Raw genomic sequence first — 22,161 nt, forward strand, 5'->3', positions numbered from 1 at the left:
AGAAGGAGGAAGTATAGATGAAGGCAGTGATCATGGCTGGCGGTAAAGGAACCCGTCTGCGCCCCTTGACATCCCACACTCCAAAACCGATGGTGCCGCTGTTAAATCGGCCTTGCATGGAGTACACAATCGATCTGTTAAAAAAGCATGGTATTACGGAAATTGCCGTAACCCTGCAGTATTTGCCGGAAGCCATTCGCAATGAATTTGGTGATGGCTCGCGATATGGGGTGTCACTGGTCTACTTTGATGAGACGACTCCCCTCGGAACGGCAGGCAGTGTAAAAAACTGCGCTGATTTTCTCGACGAGCGCTTTATCGTCATCAGCGGCGACACGTTGACAGACATTGATCTATCAGCGGCCATTCGCTTTCACGAAGAAAGGAAAGCACTCGCTACGCTGATTTTGACACAAGTCGAGACGCCTTTGGAATTCGGGGTAGTGATGACCGACGAAAACGGACTTATTAATCGCTTTTTGGAAAAGCCGACCTGGGCAGAGGTGTTCAGTGACACCGTTAACACGGGGATGTACGTATGTGAGCCAGAGGTGCTCTCTTATATAGAAAGTGATCGGGAAGTAGATTTCAGCAAGGAAGTGTTTCCTTTCTTCCTACGCGAAGGCAAACCGATGTACGGGTATAAAGCCGAGGGGTATTGGTCCGATATTGGATCGCTGGAAGTCTATCGCCAAGCCCAATTTGATTTGCTGGACGGCAAAGTTCAATTGGAGATCAAAGCGCAAGAAATCGCTCCCCGTATCTTCTTGGAGAGTCATGTGCGGATTGATTCTTCCGTGAGGCTGGAAGGGCCCGTTTACATCGGGGAAAATGTACATTTGCAGGCTGGTGTCGGTATAGGTGCCTATTCGGTTCTCGGTACGAATACGGTTGTATCCTCGGGTACGAAGCTCTCTCAGGCGATCATTTGGGAGAACACGATGGTGGGGAAAAAGACGGAAATTACAGGGACCACGCTTTGCCGCAATGTGCGCATTGGTGAGTCCGTGATGCTGGGGGAAGGGGCCGTCATCGGTGACAATTGTCGACTATCGTCCAAGTCGATAGTGAAAGCTGGCGTCAAAATATGGCCAGACAAAGAGATCGGGGAGAGTGCTACCGTAACGACTTCCCTCATTTACGGAACGAAGCAGTCGAAAAATTTGTTTGGCACTCATGGGATCAAAGGCATCGGCAATGTGGAAATTACGCCGGAATTCGTCACTAGACTCGCTGCTTCCTATGCATATTTACTACAAGCAGGCAGTCGGATTGCACTCTCGGCATGCTCGCATCCGTTTGCCCAGCTGCTCAAGCACAGCATCATGACGAGTCTCTGCTCGTCCGGGATTAATACGGTCGACTTTGGCATCGGCAATTCGCCACTGATGCGATATGGTGTGCGCGGCTTGCAGTGCGTAGGAGGCATCCATATTTATATGGCAGAGCCGGTGGAGGAAAAAGAGATCGTCATTCAGTTTGTCGATCATGATGGTTTGCCAGTATCGCGGGATATGGAGCGGAAAATTGAAAATGCGTATTGGCAGGAGACCTATGTGCGTACGTTGCACCACTTGGGAGAACTTCATGTGGAGCACCAAGTGCAAGAGGCGTATTTGCGTGCGTTAGCAGACCGAGTCGATGTGGCGAGCATTCAACGCCAGCGCTTCCAATTGCTAGTGGAGTGCGAGCCGCGGTTCATGCCGACATTTTTGGAGCCCCTCTTTCATTCCCTGGGAGTGACTGTACATTATGGTGCAATCCAGGAAGGTGTCAGCAAGCACGGCGCGGACCTCGGAGTTCGACTGGACAAAAATGGCGAGCAACTGGCACTATTCTCAGACCATGGAGAGAAATTGTCAGCTGAGCAGCTTATCGCCCTCCAACTATTGGCTTGCAGCGGCATCCACAGCAAAATCGGGCTTCCGGTCAGTGCCCCTATGGAGCTGGAGCATCTCGCGCAGCTGTTGCAGCTGGAAGTAGTCCGGACGAAGGTAGCCCCACGAGCGATGATGGAAGTAGCCGCAGAAGAACGTTTCCATCCGATGTTTGATGCTGTCTATAGTCTGCTGCGGATTCTTTCCTATCTGTCGAGAGAAGAAAAGCCGCTGAGTGTTCTGCTCGAGCTTTTGCCCGCCTGCCATATGGAGAAAAAGATCGTGTTTTGCCCGTGGGCATCCAAAGGAAAAGTGATGCGAAAAATGATGGAAGAAAACAAAGGGAAACTGCTAGAGCTGGTAGACGGGATCAAGGTGTATGACGCCAATGGCTGGGTACTGATCTTGCCAGATACGGAAGATTCACACGTGAAAGTCATTTCCCAAGGAGCTACAGCAGAGACGGCAGTAACGCTCGCCTCTTCGTATGCGAAACGCATAGCGGAATATCAATAAAGGACGTGAAAGCATGCCGAGACCGCTCGTGGTCGGAAACGGAAGACTGCTGATCAATTTTGACGACAGGCTTCACATGCGCGATCTCTATTATCCATATGTGGGGCAACTCAATCATGTAGGTGGACACTTCAGCAAGCTGGGCGTGTGGGTACAGGGGCGATATTCCTGGCTGGATGAGGACGGGTGGAAGCGTACACTCGGTTATAGCAAGGAATCTCTCGTGACAGACGTCCATGCTCAGCATGAAGGCTTGGGCCTCTCTGTGCGGATATCAGACGGTGTGCATCAGCGAGATCCGATTTATTTGAAGAAAATTCGGGTGCGTAACCTTACCAGTGAAGCGCGAGAAGTCCGGTTGTTTTTTAACCACGATCTGAGCATCAATGAAACAGAAGTGGGAGATACCGCCGTCTACGATCCGATGCTGCGTACGGTGTACCACTATAAACGCAATGTGTACATCATGGTCAACGGCAAGACGCCAGAGGGTGGCATCGATCAGTACAGTGTCGGCATCAAGCGATTCAACTATGCCGAAGGGACCTGGCGAGATGCGGAGGATGGCATTCTTTCAGGGAATCCAATCGCGCAGGGGTCTGTTGATAGCACGATCTCTTTTCGTTTAATGCTCGAACCACAAGGGGAAAAGTCCCTTGATTACTGGATGTGTATAGGCGATTCCTATGATGCCGTCAAAGGATTGAATCAATACGTTCTGGAAAGTGACCCGGAACGATTGCTGAACCGCGTCGGAGTATACTGGCAACGCTGGGTGAACAAGGAAGAACGGGATTTTGCTGATTTGCCTGCGGAGGTCATTGAACTTTACAAGACCAGCTTGCTGCTAGTGCGGACCCAGATTGACCACAATGGGGCGATTTTGGCCGCCAACGATTCTGACATCCTCCAGTTCAATCGCGATCATTATAGCTACATGTGGCCACGAGATGGAGCTTTGATCGCCTGCGCGATGGCTAAGGCTGGCTACACAGGTACAGTCGCTCCCTTTTTCCGTTTCTGTGCCGATGCACTAAACGAAGAAGGGTATCTGCTGCACAAGTACAATCCGGATGGTTCCGTGGGCTCTAGCTGGCATCCGTACGTGGTTGATGGTGAAGTTCAGCTTCCTATTCAAGAGGATGAAACAGCGCTCGTGCTCCACGCTTTGTGGGAGCAGTACAAGAGCGGAAAGCAGCTCGAGGATTGCCAGGCGTTGTACCCGACTCTCGTTCGTCCAGCTGCACGCTTTTTACTCCAATATGTAGACCCCGTCTATCAGCTTCCTAAGCCGAGCTATGACTTGTGGGAGGAGCGCAGAGGAATCTTCACCTTTACCAGTGCGACTGTTTTTGCTGGTCTGAAGGCAGCGGCTCGTTTCGCTCAGTTGTTCGGGGACGATCGTCGCTACAAGCGCTATGACGAAGGTGCTGAGCGTATCCGGGAAGCAATGCTTGCCCATCTATACGATCCGGAAATCGGCAGGTTTTTACGCGGGATCTACATCCGTCAAGATGGTCGTGTGGAAAAGGATTTTACGGTGGAAAGCAGTTTGTTCTCTGTTTTTGCCATGGGCGTTCTCCCTGTGGAAGATCCTCGTGTGACGAGCACGATGGAAGCCGTGAAGCGTAGTTTGCGCGTGGAGACCGAGGTTGGAGGCTTTGCGCGTTACCAGGGAGACTATTATTTCAAGAAATCGCACGACACAGCTAAGGTACCGGGCAATCCGTGGATCATTTGCACGTTGTGGGTCGCGGATTGGGAGATTGCCAAGGCGCGTTCGCTGGAGGAGCTGCAGGAGCCGAAAAGCAGGCTGTCCTGGGTCGTTCGCCATTCGCTGCAAAGCGGGGTGCTGTCCGAACAGCTCGATCCGTACACGGGTGCTCCCGTATCTGTCGCACCACTTACATGGTCGCATGCTACGTATGTCGCGACTGTATTGCGTTATTTGGAGAAAGTGAACGAGCTACGGTAAAGAGAGGGGAGAAGAAGATGGGAGCGATCCGTTTCGGCACGGATGGTTGGCGCGCTATTGTGGCTGACGAATTTACAATGGAAAACGTGCGGGTTGTCGCACAGGCGATTGCTTGCTATACGATAGAAATGGGGCAGCAGGAGCAAGCGATCCTAGTCGGTCATGACACCCGCTTTTTGGGGCGGCGATTCGCCGAGGAAGTCGTCCGTGTGTTCACAGCGAATCAAATCCGTACCTACCTTGTAAATGAAGCGGCGCCAACCCCTGCCGTAGCCTTTGGCGTCAAACATTTTGCCGCAAGCGGTGCCGTCATGATCACGGCCAGCCACAATCCGCCCGAATACAACGGGATGAAGTACATTCCACATTACGCAGGCCCCGCTACACCTACGATTACGAAACGGCTAGAAGAATGGATTGCAAGAATTCAGCAGTCAGGAGAAGTGCGGACGATGTCGCTAGCAGAGGCGACAGCTCGCAAAATGCTCCAGGTAATCGTACTGCGTCCCCACTACGAAGCTCATTTACGAAGACTCGTCAACATGGAGGCGCTGCGTCATTCTTCTCTCGAGGTCGTAGTGGACGCGATGCACGGAGCGGGCTTGGGATACGTGAGCAGACTGCTGACAGAAGCAGGAGTTAAAAACGTCGGCATTCGAGAGACACCGGATGCAGCGTTTGGGGGTGGGTTGCCTGAGCCGAATGACAAGCACCTGACTCTATTAAAGAATGAAGTAATCAGCCGTGGCGCTTCACTCGGGCTAGCAAATGACGGGGATGCTGATCGCTTCGGTGTCGTAGACCGCCTCGGTCAGTACATTCCTCCCAATGACGTTCTGGTGCTCCTGACCTATCACCTCATCAAAAACCGCAAGCTAACAGGAAGAATCGTCCGCACCGTGGCCACGACGCATCTGTTGGATCGGATGGCCGATGAGTATGGACTGGAATTGGTAGAGACGCCAGTAGGCTTTAAATACATCGGGGAGCACATGCTGGAAGGGAACGTCTTGATTGGGGGCGAGGAGAGTGGGGGCGCGAGTATTCTCGGTCACATACCGGAAAAGGATGGCGTCCTGATCAACTTGCTGCTGGCCGAAATGTGTGCGGTCGAAGAGAAGGGGATTGACGAGATTTTGCGGGATGTGTACGATCTGTTTGGCGAGTTGTTCCATACACGTCTGGATATTCAGCTTCCGGAAAAGGATCGATGGATGAACGAGATGCTAACATACCCTCCAGCGAACATTGGACCTTTCCAAGTTCGGGAGGTCAATCGAGTAGACGGGATCAAGCTCATACTAGACGGCGGGCAGTGGGTGTTGATTCGTCCATCCGGTACGGAGCCGCTCATTCGCATTTATTGTGAAGCGACCAGTGCAACCGCCCTAGAAAAGCTGAAAGACTCCATCCGCGATTGGTTTTTAGAGGTTAATGTGTAAGAAATGGAGAAGAACCCGCTGAATTTGCGTGGTTCTTTCTTTTTTTTAAAATTGCCTTTTGCTAGAATCAAAAGAGTAGAAGTCGCTGACGAAGAAGAGATGAGGTCCTATGCGTATTGATCAACACGTACTGCAAAGTTTTTTACAAGAGGTCAAGGTCGAAAGCCAATCACCTGATGATCCTGTCGTCGTCTTGCATACACCATACCCGTGGGAATTAGTCGGAACGGGCAATTATGCCGCCGTTTTTGCCCATCCTGACTATCCGAGCCTCGTGATCAAGCTGTACGCGCCAGGTCGCCCAGGCTGGGAACAAGAAGTAGAGGTGTATCACAAACTGGGAGAGACCCGTTCCTTTCCGATCTGCTATCATTCAGAGGAAGGCTACCTGGTGCTCAAACGGATCAATGGCATCTCTTTGTTTGACTGTATCCGTTTTGGGATTCCGATCTTACCTCAAGTCATAGAGGACGTAGAGGAAGCACTCTCGGAGGCCAGGAGGAAAGGGCTGTTTCCCCATGATGTTCACGGGAAAAACGTGCTGATGGATCAAGGACGGGGATATTTGATTGATGTCTCGGATTATTACAAAAATATTCCAGACAGCAAATGGAAGGATTTACGTAAGGCGTATTACCGCATTTACCTCCCATTCTTGAAGGATCGAGGGTGGAAAATCCCGCTTTGGGTGCTGGATGCCGTACGTAAAGGCTACCGATGGTATAAAAAGGGAAGGCGCTTGTTCAAGTAATACCACTGTGGTAAAATGTACATTTGACATTGTGTCGCTAGGCTGATCGAGTCAGACGAAGGAGGACATCCCATTGTATTATCTCATTGCTGCAGTCATTATCGCGCTTGATCAGTGGACCAAGCAGCTGGTTGTCAAACATATGGAACGAGGAGAATCGATTCCTCTCATTGCAGACGTTTTTCATCTTACGTCCCATCGGAATATGGGAGCTGCATTTGGTATTTTGCAAAATCAACGTTGGTTATTTATCGTCATCACGCTTGCGGTTGTGATCGGGATCGTCTATTCCCTCATTCGGATCGGAAAGAAACAACCACGCGTGTCGCTGGCTCTGTCGCTCGTATTGGGTGGAGCAGTCGGTAATTTCATCGACCGTGTGGCAACAGGTCAGGTCGTAGATTTCCTCGACTTTACGCTGATCAATTTTCCGATTTTCAACGTGGCTGACATGGCCATTACGATTGGTGTTGCGATTTTGCTGTTAGACGTATTGCTCGAAGGAAGAAAGAACTCTCGGTAATGGAAACCACCATTTTCGATGATACTAGCGTTAGTTTTAACAGTAATTTGATGAGGAGACTTACATGAACGACACGCAATTATTTGAACGTTACGATTGGGCGGCAGATTCAACGGACAACAGCGAACGGATCGACAAATATATTACTCAGCAAAATGAGGATTGGTCCCGCTCGCAGGTACAGGCGTGGATCAAGGAAGGTCGCGTCACAGTCAATGGAGAAGCCGTAAAAAACAACTACAAGCTGCAAGAGGACGACGAAATCACCTTGCGAGTCCCACCACCAAAGGAAATGGCGATCAAGCCAGAGGCCATGTCTTTGGACATCGTGTATGAAGACTCGGATGTCGTGGTCGTCAACAAACCCCGTGGTCTGGTGGTGCACCCTGCGCCTGGACATTACAGTGGGACACTGGTAAATGGACTTCTCGCGCACTGCAAGGATTTGTCTGGTATCAACGGTGTATTGCGTCCGGGGATCGTGCATCGCATTGACAAAGATACGTCCGGCATCTTGATGGTCGCCAAAAATGACAAGGCTCATATGGGTCTTGCGGAACAGCTAAAGGAGCATACCGTCAATCGTACGTACGTAGCGATTGTGCACGGCGTGATTCCACACGAAATGGGTACCATCGATGCTCCCATTGGACGCGATCCTAAGAATCGTCAGCAAATGGCTGTCGTATTTGAGAACAGCAAGCCGGCCGTTACGCATTTTATCGTACTGGAGAGGTTCAAAGAGTATACGATGGTTGAGCTCAAGCTGGAAACGGGACGGACGCATCAGATTCGCGTTCACATGAAATACATCGGGTACCCGTTGGCGGGCGACCCTAAATACGGTATGAAGAATACACTGGAGCTGGATGGTCAAGCGTTGCATGCCAAGACACTGGGCTTCACGCATCCGAGGACGGGCGAGCACCTGGAATTCGAAGCCCCACTGCCCGGGGATCTGACAGACATCATTTCATTCCTCAAACAAGCGTAAGGACGGGGTGTTCGGATGTTGAAAAAACTGGCGCATGTGACGCTGTATGTGCGTGACTGCGAAGAAGCGCTGTGTTTTTATACGGAAAAGCTCGGCTTTGAAAAACGCATGGACTCTCGAATGGACAATGGTTCCCGTTGGCTCACCATTGGGTTGCCTGATCAGGAGCTGGAAATCGTTTTGCACGATCCAACTCACTGGCACAGTGAAGAGGTAGCGGAGCAGATGCTGGCCCAAGTGGGGAAAAACCCCATGTGGGTGTGGGAGACTGACGACTTCTATGCCACCTACGAAACCTTTCGTCAAAAAGGCGTGACCTTTCTAGGTGAGCCACGTGACGTCATGTACGGGACCGAGGCTGTTTTTACAGACCTTTATGGAAATCAATATTTGTTGCTGCAGGCCGTATCCTTCGCGTAGCTACATAAACGACGGGGGATTGGAAAACGCTAGGGAAGATTGATTACTATCATCCTTGGCGTTTTTTCTTTTGCCTGATGAAGATGGGGAATCTGTTAAGTCGAGGAGGAGGAGGTTCGTATGCGCAAAAGATGGAAAGCGTGGGCGAGTATCGCCAGCATCGTTAGCGTGCTTGCGGCAGGGGGAGGACAAGTGTATGCGAAGGAACAGTCCGAACAGCCTTTACGAGTAAGTCAGGAAGCCGTTCCTGCGAAGATTGCCTTTACTCGCCAAGATCATCTATGGCTGTTGGATGCCCGGATACCAGGTGCCAAGCCGAAGCAAGTCGAGAAGGATGGCTTGGATCAAATTGTCGGGTGGTCAAAGGACGGGGAATGGCTGTTGTTCTTGAAATATAAAGGGAGCGATACCTATTCGGCACCAGGCTACTTGTGGGCAGTCAAGACAGACGGAAGCGGGGCTTTCCAGATCGATGATCGACCTGTCATGGACCAGCCAAAATGGTCTCCTGTGGACAAAAAAATTGCGTATTTCGTCCAGACAGGGAGTGCAGAAGATCCCAAGCCTTTCTTCGTGATCAAGGAAATCAAGGACAATCAGGCGGTTGAGGTGCATGCAACAAAGGAAGTCGACTTTGTAGATTTTTCCTGGATGCCGGATGGGAAGCAGCTTCTGGTATCGACATCTGCTGCAAAGGATAGCGCCATGAATTTGGTTCTTCGAGAGTTGACGGGGAAAACAGTCGCCACCTATCCCATTGCTGCACCACCAAATGTAGAGGAAGGTATCTACGCTTGGGCAGCGAGAGCGATGTCCATCTCCCCGGATGGTGCTCACGTCGGCTATTATTTGCAGTACAACTCTGCTTCCTTGTCAGCGGATGGTGTTCCCATAGAGCTATTTGATTTGAGTCAGCCCAACAAGAAACCGGTAGAGCTGGGGACGGGGCTGATACATCCGCAATGGCTCCGCTGGTCGCCGGATGGCAGACAGCTCGCCTTTATCGATGGGACCGATCGGATGGCGACTTACAACAAGCATTTGAATCTGGCTGATCCCAGCGGCAAGGTCGTCTCCGATAGCCCAAAGGACAGCGTGGACACGATGCCTACATGGACGACGGCAGCCCCGTATTCCCTGTTCTTCACTCGGGGAAAGGGAACGGAATATCACTATGATCCGCAAAAAGTGATGGTCCCCAGTCAGCGGATCTGGCAGCAGGAAGCTGGAGAGCCAGCCAAACAGGTTACTCATGGTACGATGCTTACAGCCGATTATTTTCCGTATCCATCGCCTGACGGAAAGCAGCTTTTCTTTGTGCGGGTCGACCAAGCACAGAAAGGTTCCCTGTACTTGTCGGTGCAAGGAAAAGAAACGGAAATACTACGCGATGTGACTGGCGATATCGGCTACTATGCCAACTATCTTCCGCAATGGATCAACGTGTATTGGGAGAGCAAACCAACCGCAGCGAGCTTGTCGAAATAAGGTCTTGATCTGATCGCTCACATTCGAGTTTTTTAGTATAAATAAACTTTTGGATGGAGTTAAATAAAATTATTAATAAAAATTGTCCCGTATTGCGTTGACAGTTTCCTCGATTCGTGACATAATCCTACTTGACGAATGGAACCTTTAAATCCAGTCCAGTGAGGCTGGCAAGGGCACGGAATTGACACGGCAGCAAGATGGGCAAGCTTCATGCTCCCTTCTGTTGTCATGTCCAGTGGCTTCTTGTCTCCTGACAAGAAGCCTTTTTTCTTGAGTCCACAGTTCCCGTCGAGGGGGGTAATCAGATGATTAGCAAAAGTGTCATCATGGACGAAGCGGCAATCCGCCGCGCACTCACACGGATCGCTCACGAAATCATTGAGCGAAACAAAGGGGTGGAAGATTGCATCATCGTCGGAATCAAGACGAGAGGGATTTACCTCGCACAGCGTTTGGTGGAACGGATCGAAATGATCGAGAATGTAAAGGTGCCAGTCGGTGAGCTGGACATTACGTTCTATCGGGATGATCTGCAGCACAAGTCAGAAGACGCCGTTTTGCAAGGTTCACAGTTGCCAGATCAAATTACAGGTAAAACGGTCATTCTGGTAGACGACGTACTCTACACCGGACGTACAGTACGAGCGGCTCTCGATGCTCTGATTGACAACGGACGACCACACATGATTCAGCTGGCTGTACTTGTAGACCGCGGACATCGTGAGCTTCCGATTCGCCCTGACTTTGTCGGCAAAAACGTTCCGACCGCTCGGACCGAGATTGTCGATGTGCAACTGGCTGAAGTAGACATGATGGACATTGTATCCATCAGACAGCTTCTGTAACACAACTAAATGAAACCTCTTTAACAGCGATCCCGTGAGGTCGGCAAGAGGCCATATCTTCCCATGTGAATGGAGAAGTTAGCCTCTTTGTGCCCGCACAAAGAGGTTTTTCTATTGCAGAATAAGTTGTGAGAGAGACAGGGAAGAAAAAGAAACACAGGGGGAACCTATAGACATGAGCCAGAAAAATTATATCGATGTGCACGAAACGCCAGAACTGAAAAAATTATTGCCACTTTCCATCCAGCACTTATTCGCCATGTTTGGCTCAACGGTTCTCGTACCGATTCTGACTGGACTGGATCCAGCCACTGCACTGTTTACGAGTGGGATCGGCACGCTGCTCTTCCTGTGGATTACCAAAGGAAGAATTCCTAACTATCTGGGTTCCTCCTTTGCCTTTATCGGACCGATCATTGCGGTCACAGCGTCTTACGGAGTAGGGACGGCTTTGCTCGGATGTTTCCTCTCTGGTCTGGTGTACATGATCGTAGCAGCTATCGTGAAGAAGGCCGGTGTGAAATGGATTGATAAAGTACTGCCGCCAGTCGTCATCGCGTCAGTCATCGTCGTCATCGGTTTGAGCCTCGCAGGTGTAGCCGTCGATATGGCAACGAAGGTAACCGTAGATGGACAGTCGCAAATGTCTTTGACCTCCATCGAAATTTCATTAGTCACCATGGTAGTCACCGTCTTGGCAGCCGTACTCTTGCGTGGATTCTTGGGTCTCATCCCGATCTTGATCGGTATTATCGTAGGGTATGTATACACGCTTCTGCGTCACCCTGACTTGATCGACTTTCAAAAAGTAGCAGAAGCACCTTGGGTAGTAGGCATCGGAGACATGTTTGCCACACACTTCAAGTTTGGTGAGGTTGTCACCGCGATGGGAAATCCATCAGCATGGATTGCTGCACTGGTTATCGCACCAGTTGCTTTTGTCACACTGGCAGAGCATTTGGGTCATCTACTGGTAACAAGTAAAGTAATGGACCGCGACCTGATGAAAGACCCGGGTCTACACCGCAGCCTGCTCGGTGACGGTATTGCAACATCGCTCGCGGCAATCATCGGTGGTCCTCCAGCGACAACGTACGGTGAAAACATCGGCGTACTCGCGATCACACGAGTGTTCAGTAAAGTCGTCATCGGCTTGGCGGCTGTAATGGCCATCCTGTTCGCCTTCATCGGTAAAATCAGCACGCTCTTAATGAGTATTCCTACCCCGGTTTTGGGCGGTGTGTCCATCATTCTGTTCGGGATCATCGCAGCACAAGGGTTGCGGATGTACGTAGAGAATAAAGTGGATTTCGCCAACAAGCGCAACATGGTAATCGCTGCAGCCATTCTCGTAACCGGTATCGGCGGATACAAAATTAGCTTTGCAGGAACAGGCATTCCTTTCCTGAATGACCTAACCATCGACAATATCGCATTTGCTACCTTCCTCGGAATTATCCTGCACGTGGTTTTGCCAGGCAAGGAATCCGCGATGGGCGAAGTGCAAGACGAACAACCACAAAACTAAGAAAGACGTTCCCGATTCCTTTAAATCCAGTCCTGAGAGGCTGGCAAGGCATAGAACGCTGTTTCCCCTGCTCAAAAAGGGAGAAGACTTCAGCAGCTTCTTGTCTCGCCAGCCACAACGGCCGCGCGAAGGCAAGAAGCTTTTTCTTTAGAGACATCAGATAAACGGAGGGATTCACAATGAACAACACGGGTCACCTGATTGGCTTGAAAGATATGACAAAAGAGCAGATTGTACGGTTGTTGGACCGAGCAGCCTACTGGGCAAATCGCCCAGGAGAGCAGGCGGAAGTCCTTCGAGGACGGTTTGTAGCCAACTTGTTCTTTGAGGCCAGCACTCGGACGCGCTTTTCCTTTGAAGTAGCCCAAAAGCGCCTAGGGGCACACGTGTTGAACTTCATTCCTGAAACCTCCTCAGCTGTGAAGGGCGAGACGGTCCATGACACGATCCGCACGCTAGAAGCAATGGGTGTGGAAGCGGCCGTCATCCGAACAAAAAAAGAAGGACTGCTGCAAGAGCTGGCGGGAAGTGTGGGTCTGCAACTGATCAACGCAGGTGATGGAACAAATGAGCATCCAACTCAATGCTTGCTCGATCTGCTGACGATGAAGCAACAGTTTGGACGACTGGATGGACTCACAGTCGCGATCATCGGCGACCTGCGGCACAGCCGGGTACTTGGCTCGCATCTGCATGCGATGCCCAAGCTGGGAGTGAACCTGCTTCTCTCCGGACCGACGAGCATGATGCCACAGCCTGCGCAAATCCCGAATGGAGTCAAAATCGTTGGGATGGATGAAGCCATCCAGACTGCGGATGTGGTCATGATGCTGCGTGTACAACTGGAGCGCCACTCAGAGTCGCTGTACATTTCCAAGGAAGAATATCATCAGGCACACGGATTGACACTGGAGAGAGCAAAAGCCATGAAACCAAATGCGGTCATCATGCATCCAGCTCCAGTCAACCGAGGAGTAGAAATTCATACGGATCTGGTTGAATCTGCAACCTCCTTGATCCAAAAACAAGTAACGAATGGAGTAGCAGCAAGAATGGCGGTACTAGAAACTCTGCTGAAAGGGAGCGATTTGAAATGGGAACCATCCTTGGTAACGGCAAACTATTAAATCATACGGGAGACTTGATCCCAGTCGAAGTATTGGTAGAAGAGGGGCGTATCGTGGCGATGGGAGAGTCTATCCAGCGCGACGGTCACGACTGGGTAGATTGCAAAGGCGGACTGATCAGTGCTGGTCTCATCGATGTACACGTACATTTGCGCGAGCCAGGCTTTGAACATAAAGAAACGATCGAAACAGGAGCGAAGGCAGCAGCACGCGGTGGCTTTACAACCATCTGCTGCATGCCAAACACTCGCCCATCCATCGACAGTGTCGAGACAGTAACTTACATTTTGGACAAAGCACGTGAAGCCGGAATGGCGCGCGTGATTCCCTACGGTGCGATTACAGTAAGACAGCTGGGTAAAGAACTGACTAACTTCGCAGGATTGAAAGAGGCAGGCATCTTCGCACTGACAGACGATGGTGTGGGAGTGCAGTCCACAGCCATGATGAAAAAAGCGATGCAGGCAGCGCAAGAGCTGGGCATCTCCATCGTAGCGCACTGCGAGGATGACGATTTATTGATTCCGGGAGCGGCCTTGCACGATGGTGAAGTAGCAAAACGCCACGGACTTCCTGGCATCCCGTCAGAGTCCGAATCCATCCATGTTGGACGTGATATCTTGCTGGCTGAGCAGACAGGTGTTCACTACCACGTCTGCCACATCAGTGCGAAGGAATCCGTAAGGCTGGTACGCGACGGAAAACGGGCAGGAATCAATGTTACTTGCGAGGTTACTCCTCACCATTTGCTCCTGTGTGACGAAGATATTCCAGAAAACCTGGATACGAACTGGAAAATGAATCCACCACTGCGCTCTCGTGAAGATCGTGCCGCACTGATCGCGGGTCTCAAGGATGGAACAATCGATATGATTGCGACGGACCACGCACCACACACGGCAGAAGAAAAAGCAAACGGCATCAACCGAGCTCCATTCGGAATCGTTGGCTCAGAAACAGCGTTCCCACTGCTCTATACTCACTTTGTGCAAACGGGTGAGCTGACGCTAAAAGAACTGGTCGAGCTGTTGACCATCAAACCAGCAGCGGCATTCGGACTGCCATACGGTCGCCTGGAAGTCGGCGCGGTAGCTGATCTGACTATCATTGATCTGGAGACAGAGCGGACAATTGACCCAACCACCTTTGCCAGCAAAGGAACGAATACACCATTTACTGGATGGGCATGCAAAGGATGGCCGATCCTAACCTTGGTAGATGGCAAGATTGTACATCAAGACGTGTAAGAGCTCGACCTGAGAAAAGGGTCATGAATGGTATCGTGCGCGGACAATGAAGGAGGAACATAGATGCGAGCAAGACTGATCTTGGAAGACGGAACAGAGTTTATCGGAACGGCGTTTGGTGCAACGAAAGAGACGTTCGGCGAAGTGGTGTTTAATACCGGACTGACTGGTTATCAAGAGGTGCTGTCTGACCCTTCCTATTGCGGCCAGATCGTAACCATGACATACCCATTGATCGGGAATTACGGTATCAACCGCGACGATTTTGAGGCAGTCCGTCCATACATCCACGGCTTCGTAGTACGTGAACACTGCGACATGCCAAGCAACTGGCGCAATACCAACACGCTAGATGAGCTACTGAAAACGTACGACATCCCTGGAATCAGCGGCGTGGATACGCGGATGCTGACGAGAAAGATCCGCTACCACGGCACGATGAAAGGCATGATCACCACCAATGAAGCGCCACTCGCAGAGCTGGTGGCAGCGCTCCAATCTACCTCTCTGATGACCGATCAAGTATCACGTGTCTCCACGAAGAGCGTATTCAGCTGCCCTGGAAATGGACATCGTGTAGTACTGGTCGATTTCGGCTCCAAGCACGGCATTTTGCGCGAGCTGACCAAGCGTCAATGCGACGTAGTGGTTGTTCCGTACAATGTGACTGCAGAAGAGATTCGTCGGATCCAACCGGACGGCATCCTGTTGTCCAACGGCCCTGGGGATCCAAAAGACGTACCAGAAGCAATCGATATGATCAAAGGCATCCTGGGAGAGTATCCAGTCTTCGGAATTTGCCTGGGTCATCAACTGTTCGCGCTGGCTTCTGGAGCGGACACTATGAAGATGAAATTCGGCCATCGCGGCGGCAATCACCCTGTGAAAGAGCTGCCGACTGGGCGCACTTATATCACTTCGCAAAACCACAGCTATGCGGTAAAAGAAGAATCACTCAACGGAACGGAACTGGAAATTACCCATATCGCCTTGAACGACGGTACGGTAGAGGGTCTACGCAACGTCGCGAAGAAGGCATTCTCTGTGCAATATCACCCGGAAGCGGCTCCTGGACCGTACGACTCCGGATACTTGTTCGACCAATTCCTAGATATGCTCGAAACCGCCAAGGAGGAGAAAAACTATGCCAAAACAAGATAACTTGAAAAAAATCCTCGTGATTGGTTCCGGTCCTATCGTGATCGGGCAAGCTGCAGAATTTGACTATGCAGGTACACAAGCTTGCGAAGCATTGAAAGAAGAAGGCATGGAAGTAGTCCTGATCAACTCCAACCCGGCGACAATCATGACAGACACAAACATGGCGGACAAAGTGTACATCGAGCCAATTACGCCCGAATTCGTTGCCCGCGTTATTCGTCAGGAAAAACCAGACGGCCTGCTGCCGACGCTCGGTGGACAAACGGGACTGAACATGGCAGTTGCCTTGGCAGAGTTAGGCGTGCTGGAACAAGAAAACGTAAAGCTGCTCGGAACCAAGCTTGCGTCGATCAAGCAAGCAGAAGACCGTGAGCTGTTCCGATCCTTGATGAACGAGCTGGGCGAGCCCGTACCGGAATCTGTCATTGTCAGCACAGTAGGAGAAGCGGTTGATTTCGCCAATGAAATCGGCTACCCGATCATTGTTCGCCCTGCCTACACGTTGGGTGGTACAGGCGGCGGGATTTGTGACGACGAAGAAACGCTCCGCGAGATTGTGGCGAGTGGTTTGAAATATTCCCCGATTACCCAGTGCCTGATCGAGAAGAGTATCGCGGGCATGAAAGAAATCGAATATGAAGTGATGCGCGATGCCAACGACAACTGCATCGTCGTATGTAACATGGAAAACATCGACCCGGTTGGCGTGCATACAGGTGACTCGATCGTAGTGGCACCAAGCCAAACGCTTTCGGATCGCGAATACCAAATGCTTCGCTCCTCTGCACTGAACATCATCCGTGCGCTGGGCATCGAGGGTGGTTGCAACGTGCAGTACGCACTCGACCCTTATAGCTTCCAATACTACGTGATTGAAGTAAACCCGCGTGTGAGCCGTTCCTCTGCGCTTGCTTCCAAAGCGACGGGCTACCCAATCGCAAAAATGGCGGCGAAAATCGCAATCGGCTACACGCTGGATGAATTGAAAAACCCGGTAACCGGTCAAACCTACGCTTGCTTCGAACCAACCCTCGACTATGTAGTGAGCAAAATTCCGCGCTGGCCATTTGACAAGTTCCAGTCTGCGAATCGCAAGCTGGGCACGCAAATGAAGGCAACGGGTGAAGTCATGGCGATCGGTCGTACCTTTGAAGAGTCGATCATGAAAGCGATCCGTTCCCTGGAGATCGGAAGCTACCATATGGAGATCAAAGGAGCTTCCGAAATTGGTGTGGATGAGTTGAAAGCACGCCTGGTGGCAGCAGATGACGAGCGATTGTTCCTCTTGGCAGAAGCGCTGCGACGCGGTTGGACCATCGACGAGCTGCATGAGCTGACCAAAATCGACCTGTTCTTCCTACACAAATTCCACAAGATGGTTGCTTTTGAAGCGGAACTGGCAAAAGGCTTGACGACGGAAAAACTGTATGAAGCCAAACGCATGGGCTTTACGGACAGAAAAATTGCTGATCTCTCCGGGCAAACAGAGGAAGCGGTTCGCGAACAGCGCAAACAGCACGGATTCGTTCCTGTCTATAAAATGGTAGACACCTGCGCAGCTGAATTCGAGGCGCAGACGCCGTACTACTACTCCAGCTATGAAACAGAAGATGAGCGCATCGAAACGGGCAAAAAGCGTGTAGTTGTACTCGGCTCTGGTCCAATCCGCATCGGTCAAGGGATCGAATTTGACTACGCGACCGTTCATGCAGTCTGGGCGCTGAAAGAAGCCGGTTACGAAGCGATCATTGTCAACAACAACCCGGAAACAGTCTCGACGGACTTTAACACCTCGGACCGTCTGTACTTCGAACCACTGTACATCGAAGACGTGATGAACATTCTGGATGCCGAAAAACCGGAAGGCGTCATCGTGCAGTTCGGTGGACAAACCGCAATCAATCTGGCGGACAAACTGTCGGCACGTGGAATAAAAATCCTCGGAACCAGCTTGGAAAACATTGATGCGGCAGAGAATCGTGAGAAGTTCGAAGCCTTGCTACGCGAACTGAACATCGCTCAGCCTCCTGGAAAAACGGTAACATCTGTAGACCAAGCGGTTGTGGCAGCAGAAGGACTGGGCTTCCCGGTGCTAGTGCGCCCTTCCTACGTACTCGGTGGACGTGCGATGGAGATTGTCTACAACGAGCCGGAGCTCTTGGAGTACATGGAGAAGGCAGTCAAAGTAAATCCTGATCATCCTGTTCTCGTAGACCGCTACATGGTAGGGGTCGAGGCAGAGGTGGATGCGATCTGCGATGGAGAAAACGTCCTGATTCCAGGAATCATGGAGCATATCGAACGCGCAGGGGTTCACTCCGGCGACTCGATCGCGGTATATCCGCCGCAATCTCTCACGCAAGCGATCAAAGACGAACTGATCGAAATGACGACGAAGCTGGCGCTCGCCCTGCAAATCAAAGGTCTGCTGAACATCCAGTTTGTCATCTATAAAGACCGTCCGTACGTGATCGAGGTCAATCCGCGTTCTTCCCGGACGGTGCCGTTCCTCTCCAAAGTGACGGGCATTCCGATGGCAAACATCGCGACCAAAGCGATTCTCGGACACTCGATCGTTGACCAAGGATTCACTCCGGGTTATCACCCAGAAGAAAAAATGGTTTCTGTCAAAGTACCAGTGTTCTCCTTTGCCAAGCTGCGTCGAGTAGACATCACGCTCGGACCGGAAATGAAATCGACTGGTGAAGTCATGGGACGCGAGAGCACACTGGCAAAAGCCTTGTACAAAGGGCTGGTCGCTGCTGGTATGAATATCCCGACCAAGGGTGCGCTTCTCGTAACTGTAGCAGACAAAGACAAGGAAGAAGCGCTGGGGATCGTCAAACGCTTCCGCCACTTGGGCTTCAAGCTACTGGCTACATCCGGCACCGCTGATTATCTGGAGCAAGCAGGCTTGCCAGTGACCCGTGTAAACAAGCTGTCGGAAGGGACGCCAAACCTTTTGGACATGATCCACAAAGGCGAAGCGAACATCGTGCTCAATACCCTGACAAAAGGCAAAACACCGCAGCGTGACGGCTTCCGCATCCGCCGTGAAGCAGTGGAAAACGGCGCAGTATGCCTGACTTCACTGGATACTGCATCGGCTCTGCTGCATGTGCTGGAGACCATCACATTCTCCACGGAAGCGATGCCAGCGCAACGCTCTGGAGCGAAAGTGGCTGTGACGGTATAGAATTTCATCGAAAAAAAGAGATCGGGATAGAAAAGAGGAGAGTAGTGTGCAACCACAATCCATTGATGTTAGAGAGCGCATGATCGTTGCGCTCGACTTTTCCACACTGGAAGAAATCAAGCAGTGCCTGGCACCGCTGGAAGGTCGGATCCGTTATGTAAAGGTCGGGATGGAGCTTTCCTACGCGGAAGGGCCGGCAATCGTTCACTATTTGAAGGAGAGAGGCCTGAAGGTATTTCTTGACCTGAAGGTACACGATATCCCGAATACGGCCAGAGGTGCGATGAAGAGTCTGGCTCGATTGGGAGCGGATATGGTGAACGTTCACGCTGCAGGTGGGGTAGCCATGATGGAAGCAGCGCGAGAAGGATTGGAGCAGGGGACAGCGGCAGGCTCTCCCCGCCCGATTCTGATCGGAGTCACCATGCTCACTTCTACAAGCTTGCAGACGATGAACGAACAGATCGCCATTCCAGGTACGGTAGAAGACGTGGTCGTACACTACGCGAAAATGACGAAGCAGGCGGGACTGGATGGAGTGGTTGCTTCTCCGCTTGAAGTCCCGATGATCAAGAAAGCGGTAGGAGAATCTTTCCTGACAGTCACGCCAGGCATTCGTCCTCTAGGCTCGGATAAAGGGGACCAAACGCGTATCACCACACCAGAGCAGGCATTCCAGCTGGGAAGCGATTATCTCGTGATCGGACGCGCCATTACTGCGGCGAAAGATCCAGCTGCTACCTGGGAAAATATCGTTTCTGCTGTGGAAGCCGATCGTCGGTAATATACGAATCTGGAGGGAATGGAAATGATGACGATGACAACTGCCAAAGAAATTGCTGCAAGCTTGCTTGAGATTGGTGCTGTTCACCTGAGACCAGAGCAGCCATTTACATGGACTTCGGGTATTAAGTCGCCGATCTATTGCGACAACCGGATTACGATGTCTCATCCACAAGTGCGCCGCCAGATCGCTCGCTCCTTTGCTGAGACAATCAAGGCTCAATATCCAGATGTTCAAGTCGTAGCAGGAACGGCGACGGCGGGAATTCCGCACGCGGCGTGGGTAGCAGAAGTGCTGGATTTGCCAATGATCTATGTTCGTGACAAGGCAAAAGGGCATGGCCGCCAAAATCAGATCGAAGGCTCGCTGACTGCCGGACAAAAAGTAGTCGTTATCGAAGATCTGATCTCTACAGGAGGAAGCTCGCTCAAAGCCGCTCAAGCCGTGCAGGCGGAAGGCGGAGAAGTACTAGGCGTTGTAGCCATCTTTAGCTACCAGTTCCCGGATGCGGAAGCTCTCTTTGCAGAAGCAGGCATTCCGTGCACGACTCTTTCGCAATATACCGCTCTTCTTGAAGCAGCCGCCGAACAAGGTGTCATTTCGGCTGATCAGGAGAAATTTTTGAGCGAATGGCGCAAAGCTCCTCGGACATTCTTTGAATAAGAGTGGTTCGTAGTAAAAATAGGAGGAGTGAACGTAGCTGATTGCGTTCTCTCCTCCTATATTATGTAAGAAAACCTTACATGAATTTTTTGTCATCTGCCCAAAGATTGGACGGGTTAAAGGCTCTCTTATGCGGTCTTTGTCGGTAGAAACAAATCAAGAATATCATAATAGTCTGTAAGGACAAAGGTATTCACCCAACATTCACATAAATCTATCGTTATGGAATAATTCAAATTTTCCTACTAAATGATCAAGGGGGAATGCTTTCGTGCAACAAACAGTGGCGCCACATGGAAAAGTAGAAGAGAGCAAATCAACACAGATCAAGACACTCATAGGCTCGATTCTGGGGTACGCGGCAGACGGATTGGACATGCTGCTCCTGTCGTTCGTGCTTGTCTTTATCATCAAAGAGTTTGGACTGTCTCCCGCTGAAGCAGGGAATCTGACGCTGGTTACGACCATCGGAACATTAGTCGGGTCTTATCTGTTTGGGTTTTTGGCCGATATGTATGGACGCATCAAGATTTTTACACTGACAATTTTGCTTTATTCAGTAGGTACTGCACTTATCTATTTTGCGAGTGATTATTCTCATCTGGCGATTTTGCGTTTTATCGTCGGTCTTGGCGTGGGCGGAGAGTTCGGGATCGGGATGGCCGTCGTGACAGAGACCTGGTCGAAACGCAAGCGGGCTAAAGCGACTTCCGGTGTAGCACTCGGGTGGCAGTTGGGTGTACTAGGTGCTTCTGTACTCGCAGCCTTGGTCGTTCCGACAATGGGCTGGCGCACTGTTTTCCTATTCGGTTTGCTCCCTGCGCTGCTGGCAGCGTACGTCCGTTTTGGCTTGAAAGAGCCGGAGATTTGGAAAAGTAAAAATGAATACAAAAAGCATTTGCAAGAGAAACAAAGACAAGGGACTCTGACTGAGGACGAACATAAAGCATTAAAACAGATGACCGGTTTCCCTCTGCGCAAGCTGTTCGCGACGAAAAAGCTGACGATCGCGACCATTGGTCTGACGATCATGTCCTTTATTCAGAACTTCGGATATTACGGGATTTTCTCCTGGATGCCTACTGTTCTCTCGGAAAAGTACGGATATAGCCTGGCAAAAGCAAGCGGCTGGATGCTGATCTCGACGGTCGGGATGCTGATCGGGATCATGGTATTCGGAATTTTGGCGGACCGAATTGGGCGCAAAAAGACGTTCTCGATTTACTACATCGGCGGTACGATTGCGTGTATCCTGTACTTCTTTGTTTTCACCGATCAAACGGTGCTTCTCTGGGGAAGCGCGATGCTCGGGTTCTTTGTAAATGGCATGATGGGTGGATTTGGTGCCGTGCTGGCGGAAAACTATCCATCAGAAGCGCGTTCTACCGCTGAAAACTTCATTTTTGGTACAGGGCGTGGACTTGCTGGATTTGGTCCAGCCATCATCGGGATGCTCAGTGTAGGTGGAAACATTATGGGAGCCATGTCTTTGATCTTCCTCGTCTACCCGATTGGACTATTGGTCATGCTGGCGATGGTGCCGGAAACAAAAGATGTAGAATTGGAATAGCGAAAATGGCAAAGACTGCGGAGTTCATCCGCGGTCTTTTTTGCTCAAAAC

The 22,161-nt window shown here is 51.0% G+C and carries 17 protein-coding genes; all 17 read left to right on the plus strand.

Annotated elements, in window-relative coordinates:
- The first annotated feature begins 17 nt into the window (after positions 1-17).
- The 17 genes from AN963_RS22320 to AN963_RS22400 all read left to right on the plus strand — a co-directional run bounded on the left by AN963_RS22320 (position 18) and on the right by AN963_RS22400 (position 22,110).
- Positions 18-2,393: a sugar phosphate nucleotidyltransferase gene (locus tag AN963_RS22320; protein ID WP_055746758.1), complete on the plus strand. Its 2,376-nt coding sequence runs from the start codon at positions 18-20 to the stop codon at positions 2,391-2,393.
- 13 nt (positions 2,394-2,406) lie between these two features.
- Positions 2,407-4,368 (plus strand): glycoside hydrolase family 15 protein, encoded by a 1,962-nt coding sequence (locus AN963_RS22325; protein ID WP_055746759.1) that lies wholly within the window; start codon positions 2,407-2,409, stop codon positions 4,366-4,368.
- A gap of 17 nt (positions 4,369-4,385) precedes the next feature.
- Entirely contained in the window at positions 4,386-5,810 is a 1,425-nt protein-coding gene (locus AN963_RS22330; RefSeq protein WP_055746760.1) for a phosphoglucomutase/phosphomannomutase family protein, read from the plus strand.
- A 109-nt stretch (positions 5,811-5,919) separates the two neighbouring features.
- Positions 5,920-6,561, plus strand: a complete 642-nt coding sequence (locus AN963_RS22335) for a serine/threonine protein kinase (protein ID WP_055746761.1) — start codon at positions 5,920-5,922, stop codon at positions 6,559-6,561.
- A gap of 67 nt (positions 6,562-6,628) precedes the next feature.
- A complete protein-coding gene (lspA, locus tag AN963_RS22340) occupies positions 6,629-7,084 on the plus strand; it encodes a signal peptidase II (protein WP_152985714.1) in 456 nt (151 codons plus the stop codon).
- A 64-nt stretch (positions 7,085-7,148) separates the two neighbouring features.
- Positions 7,149-8,078, plus strand: a complete 930-nt coding sequence (locus AN963_RS22345; protein WP_055746763.1) for an RluA family pseudouridine synthase — start codon at positions 7,149-7,151, stop codon at positions 8,076-8,078.
- Positions 8,079-8,093: 15 nt separating this feature from the next.
- The gene (locus AN963_RS22350) at positions 8,094-8,498 is read left to right on the plus strand and encodes a VOC family protein (protein ID WP_055746764.1); all 405 of its coding nucleotides are present in this window, start codon (positions 8,094-8,096) and stop codon (positions 8,496-8,498) included.
- A 120-nt stretch (positions 8,499-8,618) separates the two neighbouring features.
- The gene (locus AN963_RS22355; protein WP_055746765.1) at positions 8,619-9,986 is read left to right on the plus strand and encodes a PD40 domain-containing protein; all 1,368 of its coding nucleotides are present in this window, start codon (positions 8,619-8,621) and stop codon (positions 9,984-9,986) included.
- Positions 9,987-10,294: 308 nt separating this feature from the next.
- Positions 10,295-10,834, plus strand: coding sequence for a bifunctional pyr operon transcriptional regulator/uracil phosphoribosyltransferase PyrR (gene pyrR, locus AN963_RS22360; protein ID WP_055746766.1), 540 nt, complete (start codon positions 10,295-10,297; stop codon positions 10,832-10,834).
- A 175-nt stretch (positions 10,835-11,009) separates the two neighbouring features.
- Complete coding sequence (locus AN963_RS22365) at positions 11,010-12,362, plus strand: solute carrier family 23 protein (RefSeq protein ID WP_055746767.1); 1,353 nt, start codon at positions 11,010-11,012, stop codon at positions 12,360-12,362.
- Positions 12,363-12,541: 179 nt separating this feature from the next.
- Entirely contained in the window at positions 12,542-13,489 is a 948-nt protein-coding gene (locus AN963_RS22370; protein ID WP_055746768.1) for an aspartate carbamoyltransferase catalytic subunit, read from the plus strand.
- On the plus strand, positions 13,456-14,736 hold the full coding sequence (locus AN963_RS22375) for a dihydroorotase (protein WP_055746769.1): 1,281 nt from the start codon (positions 13,456-13,458) through the stop codon (positions 14,734-14,736). The genes AN963_RS22370 and AN963_RS22375 overlap by 34 nt, the downstream gene beginning before the upstream one ends.
- Before the next feature lie 63 nt (positions 14,737-14,799).
- Positions 14,800-15,897 carry a carbamoyl phosphate synthase small subunit gene (locus AN963_RS22380; RefSeq protein ID WP_055746770.1) on the plus strand — a complete coding sequence of 366 codons (1,098 nt, stop codon included), beginning with the start codon at positions 14,800-14,802 and terminating at the stop codon, positions 15,895-15,897.
- Positions 15,881-19,093: a carbamoyl-phosphate synthase large subunit gene (gene carB / locus AN963_RS22385; protein WP_055746771.1), complete on the plus strand. Its 3,213-nt coding sequence runs from the start codon at positions 15,881-15,883 to the stop codon at positions 19,091-19,093. Before AN963_RS22380 ends, carB begins: the two co-directional genes overlap by 17 nt.
- A 46-nt stretch (positions 19,094-19,139) precedes the next feature.
- Positions 19,140-19,877 carry an orotidine-5'-phosphate decarboxylase gene (gene pyrF, locus AN963_RS22390; RefSeq protein WP_055746772.1) on the plus strand — a complete coding sequence of 246 codons (738 nt, stop codon included), beginning with the start codon at positions 19,140-19,142 and terminating at the stop codon, positions 19,875-19,877.
- Between the two features lie 24 nt (positions 19,878-19,901).
- Positions 19,902-20,540, plus strand: coding sequence for an orotate phosphoribosyltransferase (gene pyrE / locus AN963_RS22395; RefSeq protein WP_055746773.1), 639 nt, complete (start codon positions 19,902-19,904; stop codon positions 20,538-20,540).
- 271 nt (positions 20,541-20,811) lie between these two features.
- Positions 20,812-22,110 carry an MFS transporter gene (locus AN963_RS22400; protein WP_055746774.1) on the plus strand — a complete coding sequence of 433 codons (1,299 nt, stop codon included), beginning with the start codon at positions 20,812-20,814 and terminating at the stop codon, positions 22,108-22,110.
- The last annotated feature ends 51 nt before the right edge of the window (positions 22,111-22,161 follow it).

Source organism: Brevibacillus choshinensis (assembly GCF_001420695.1).
Taxonomy (GTDB): domain Bacteria; phylum Bacillota; class Bacilli; order Brevibacillales; family Brevibacillaceae; genus Brevibacillus; species Brevibacillus choshinensis.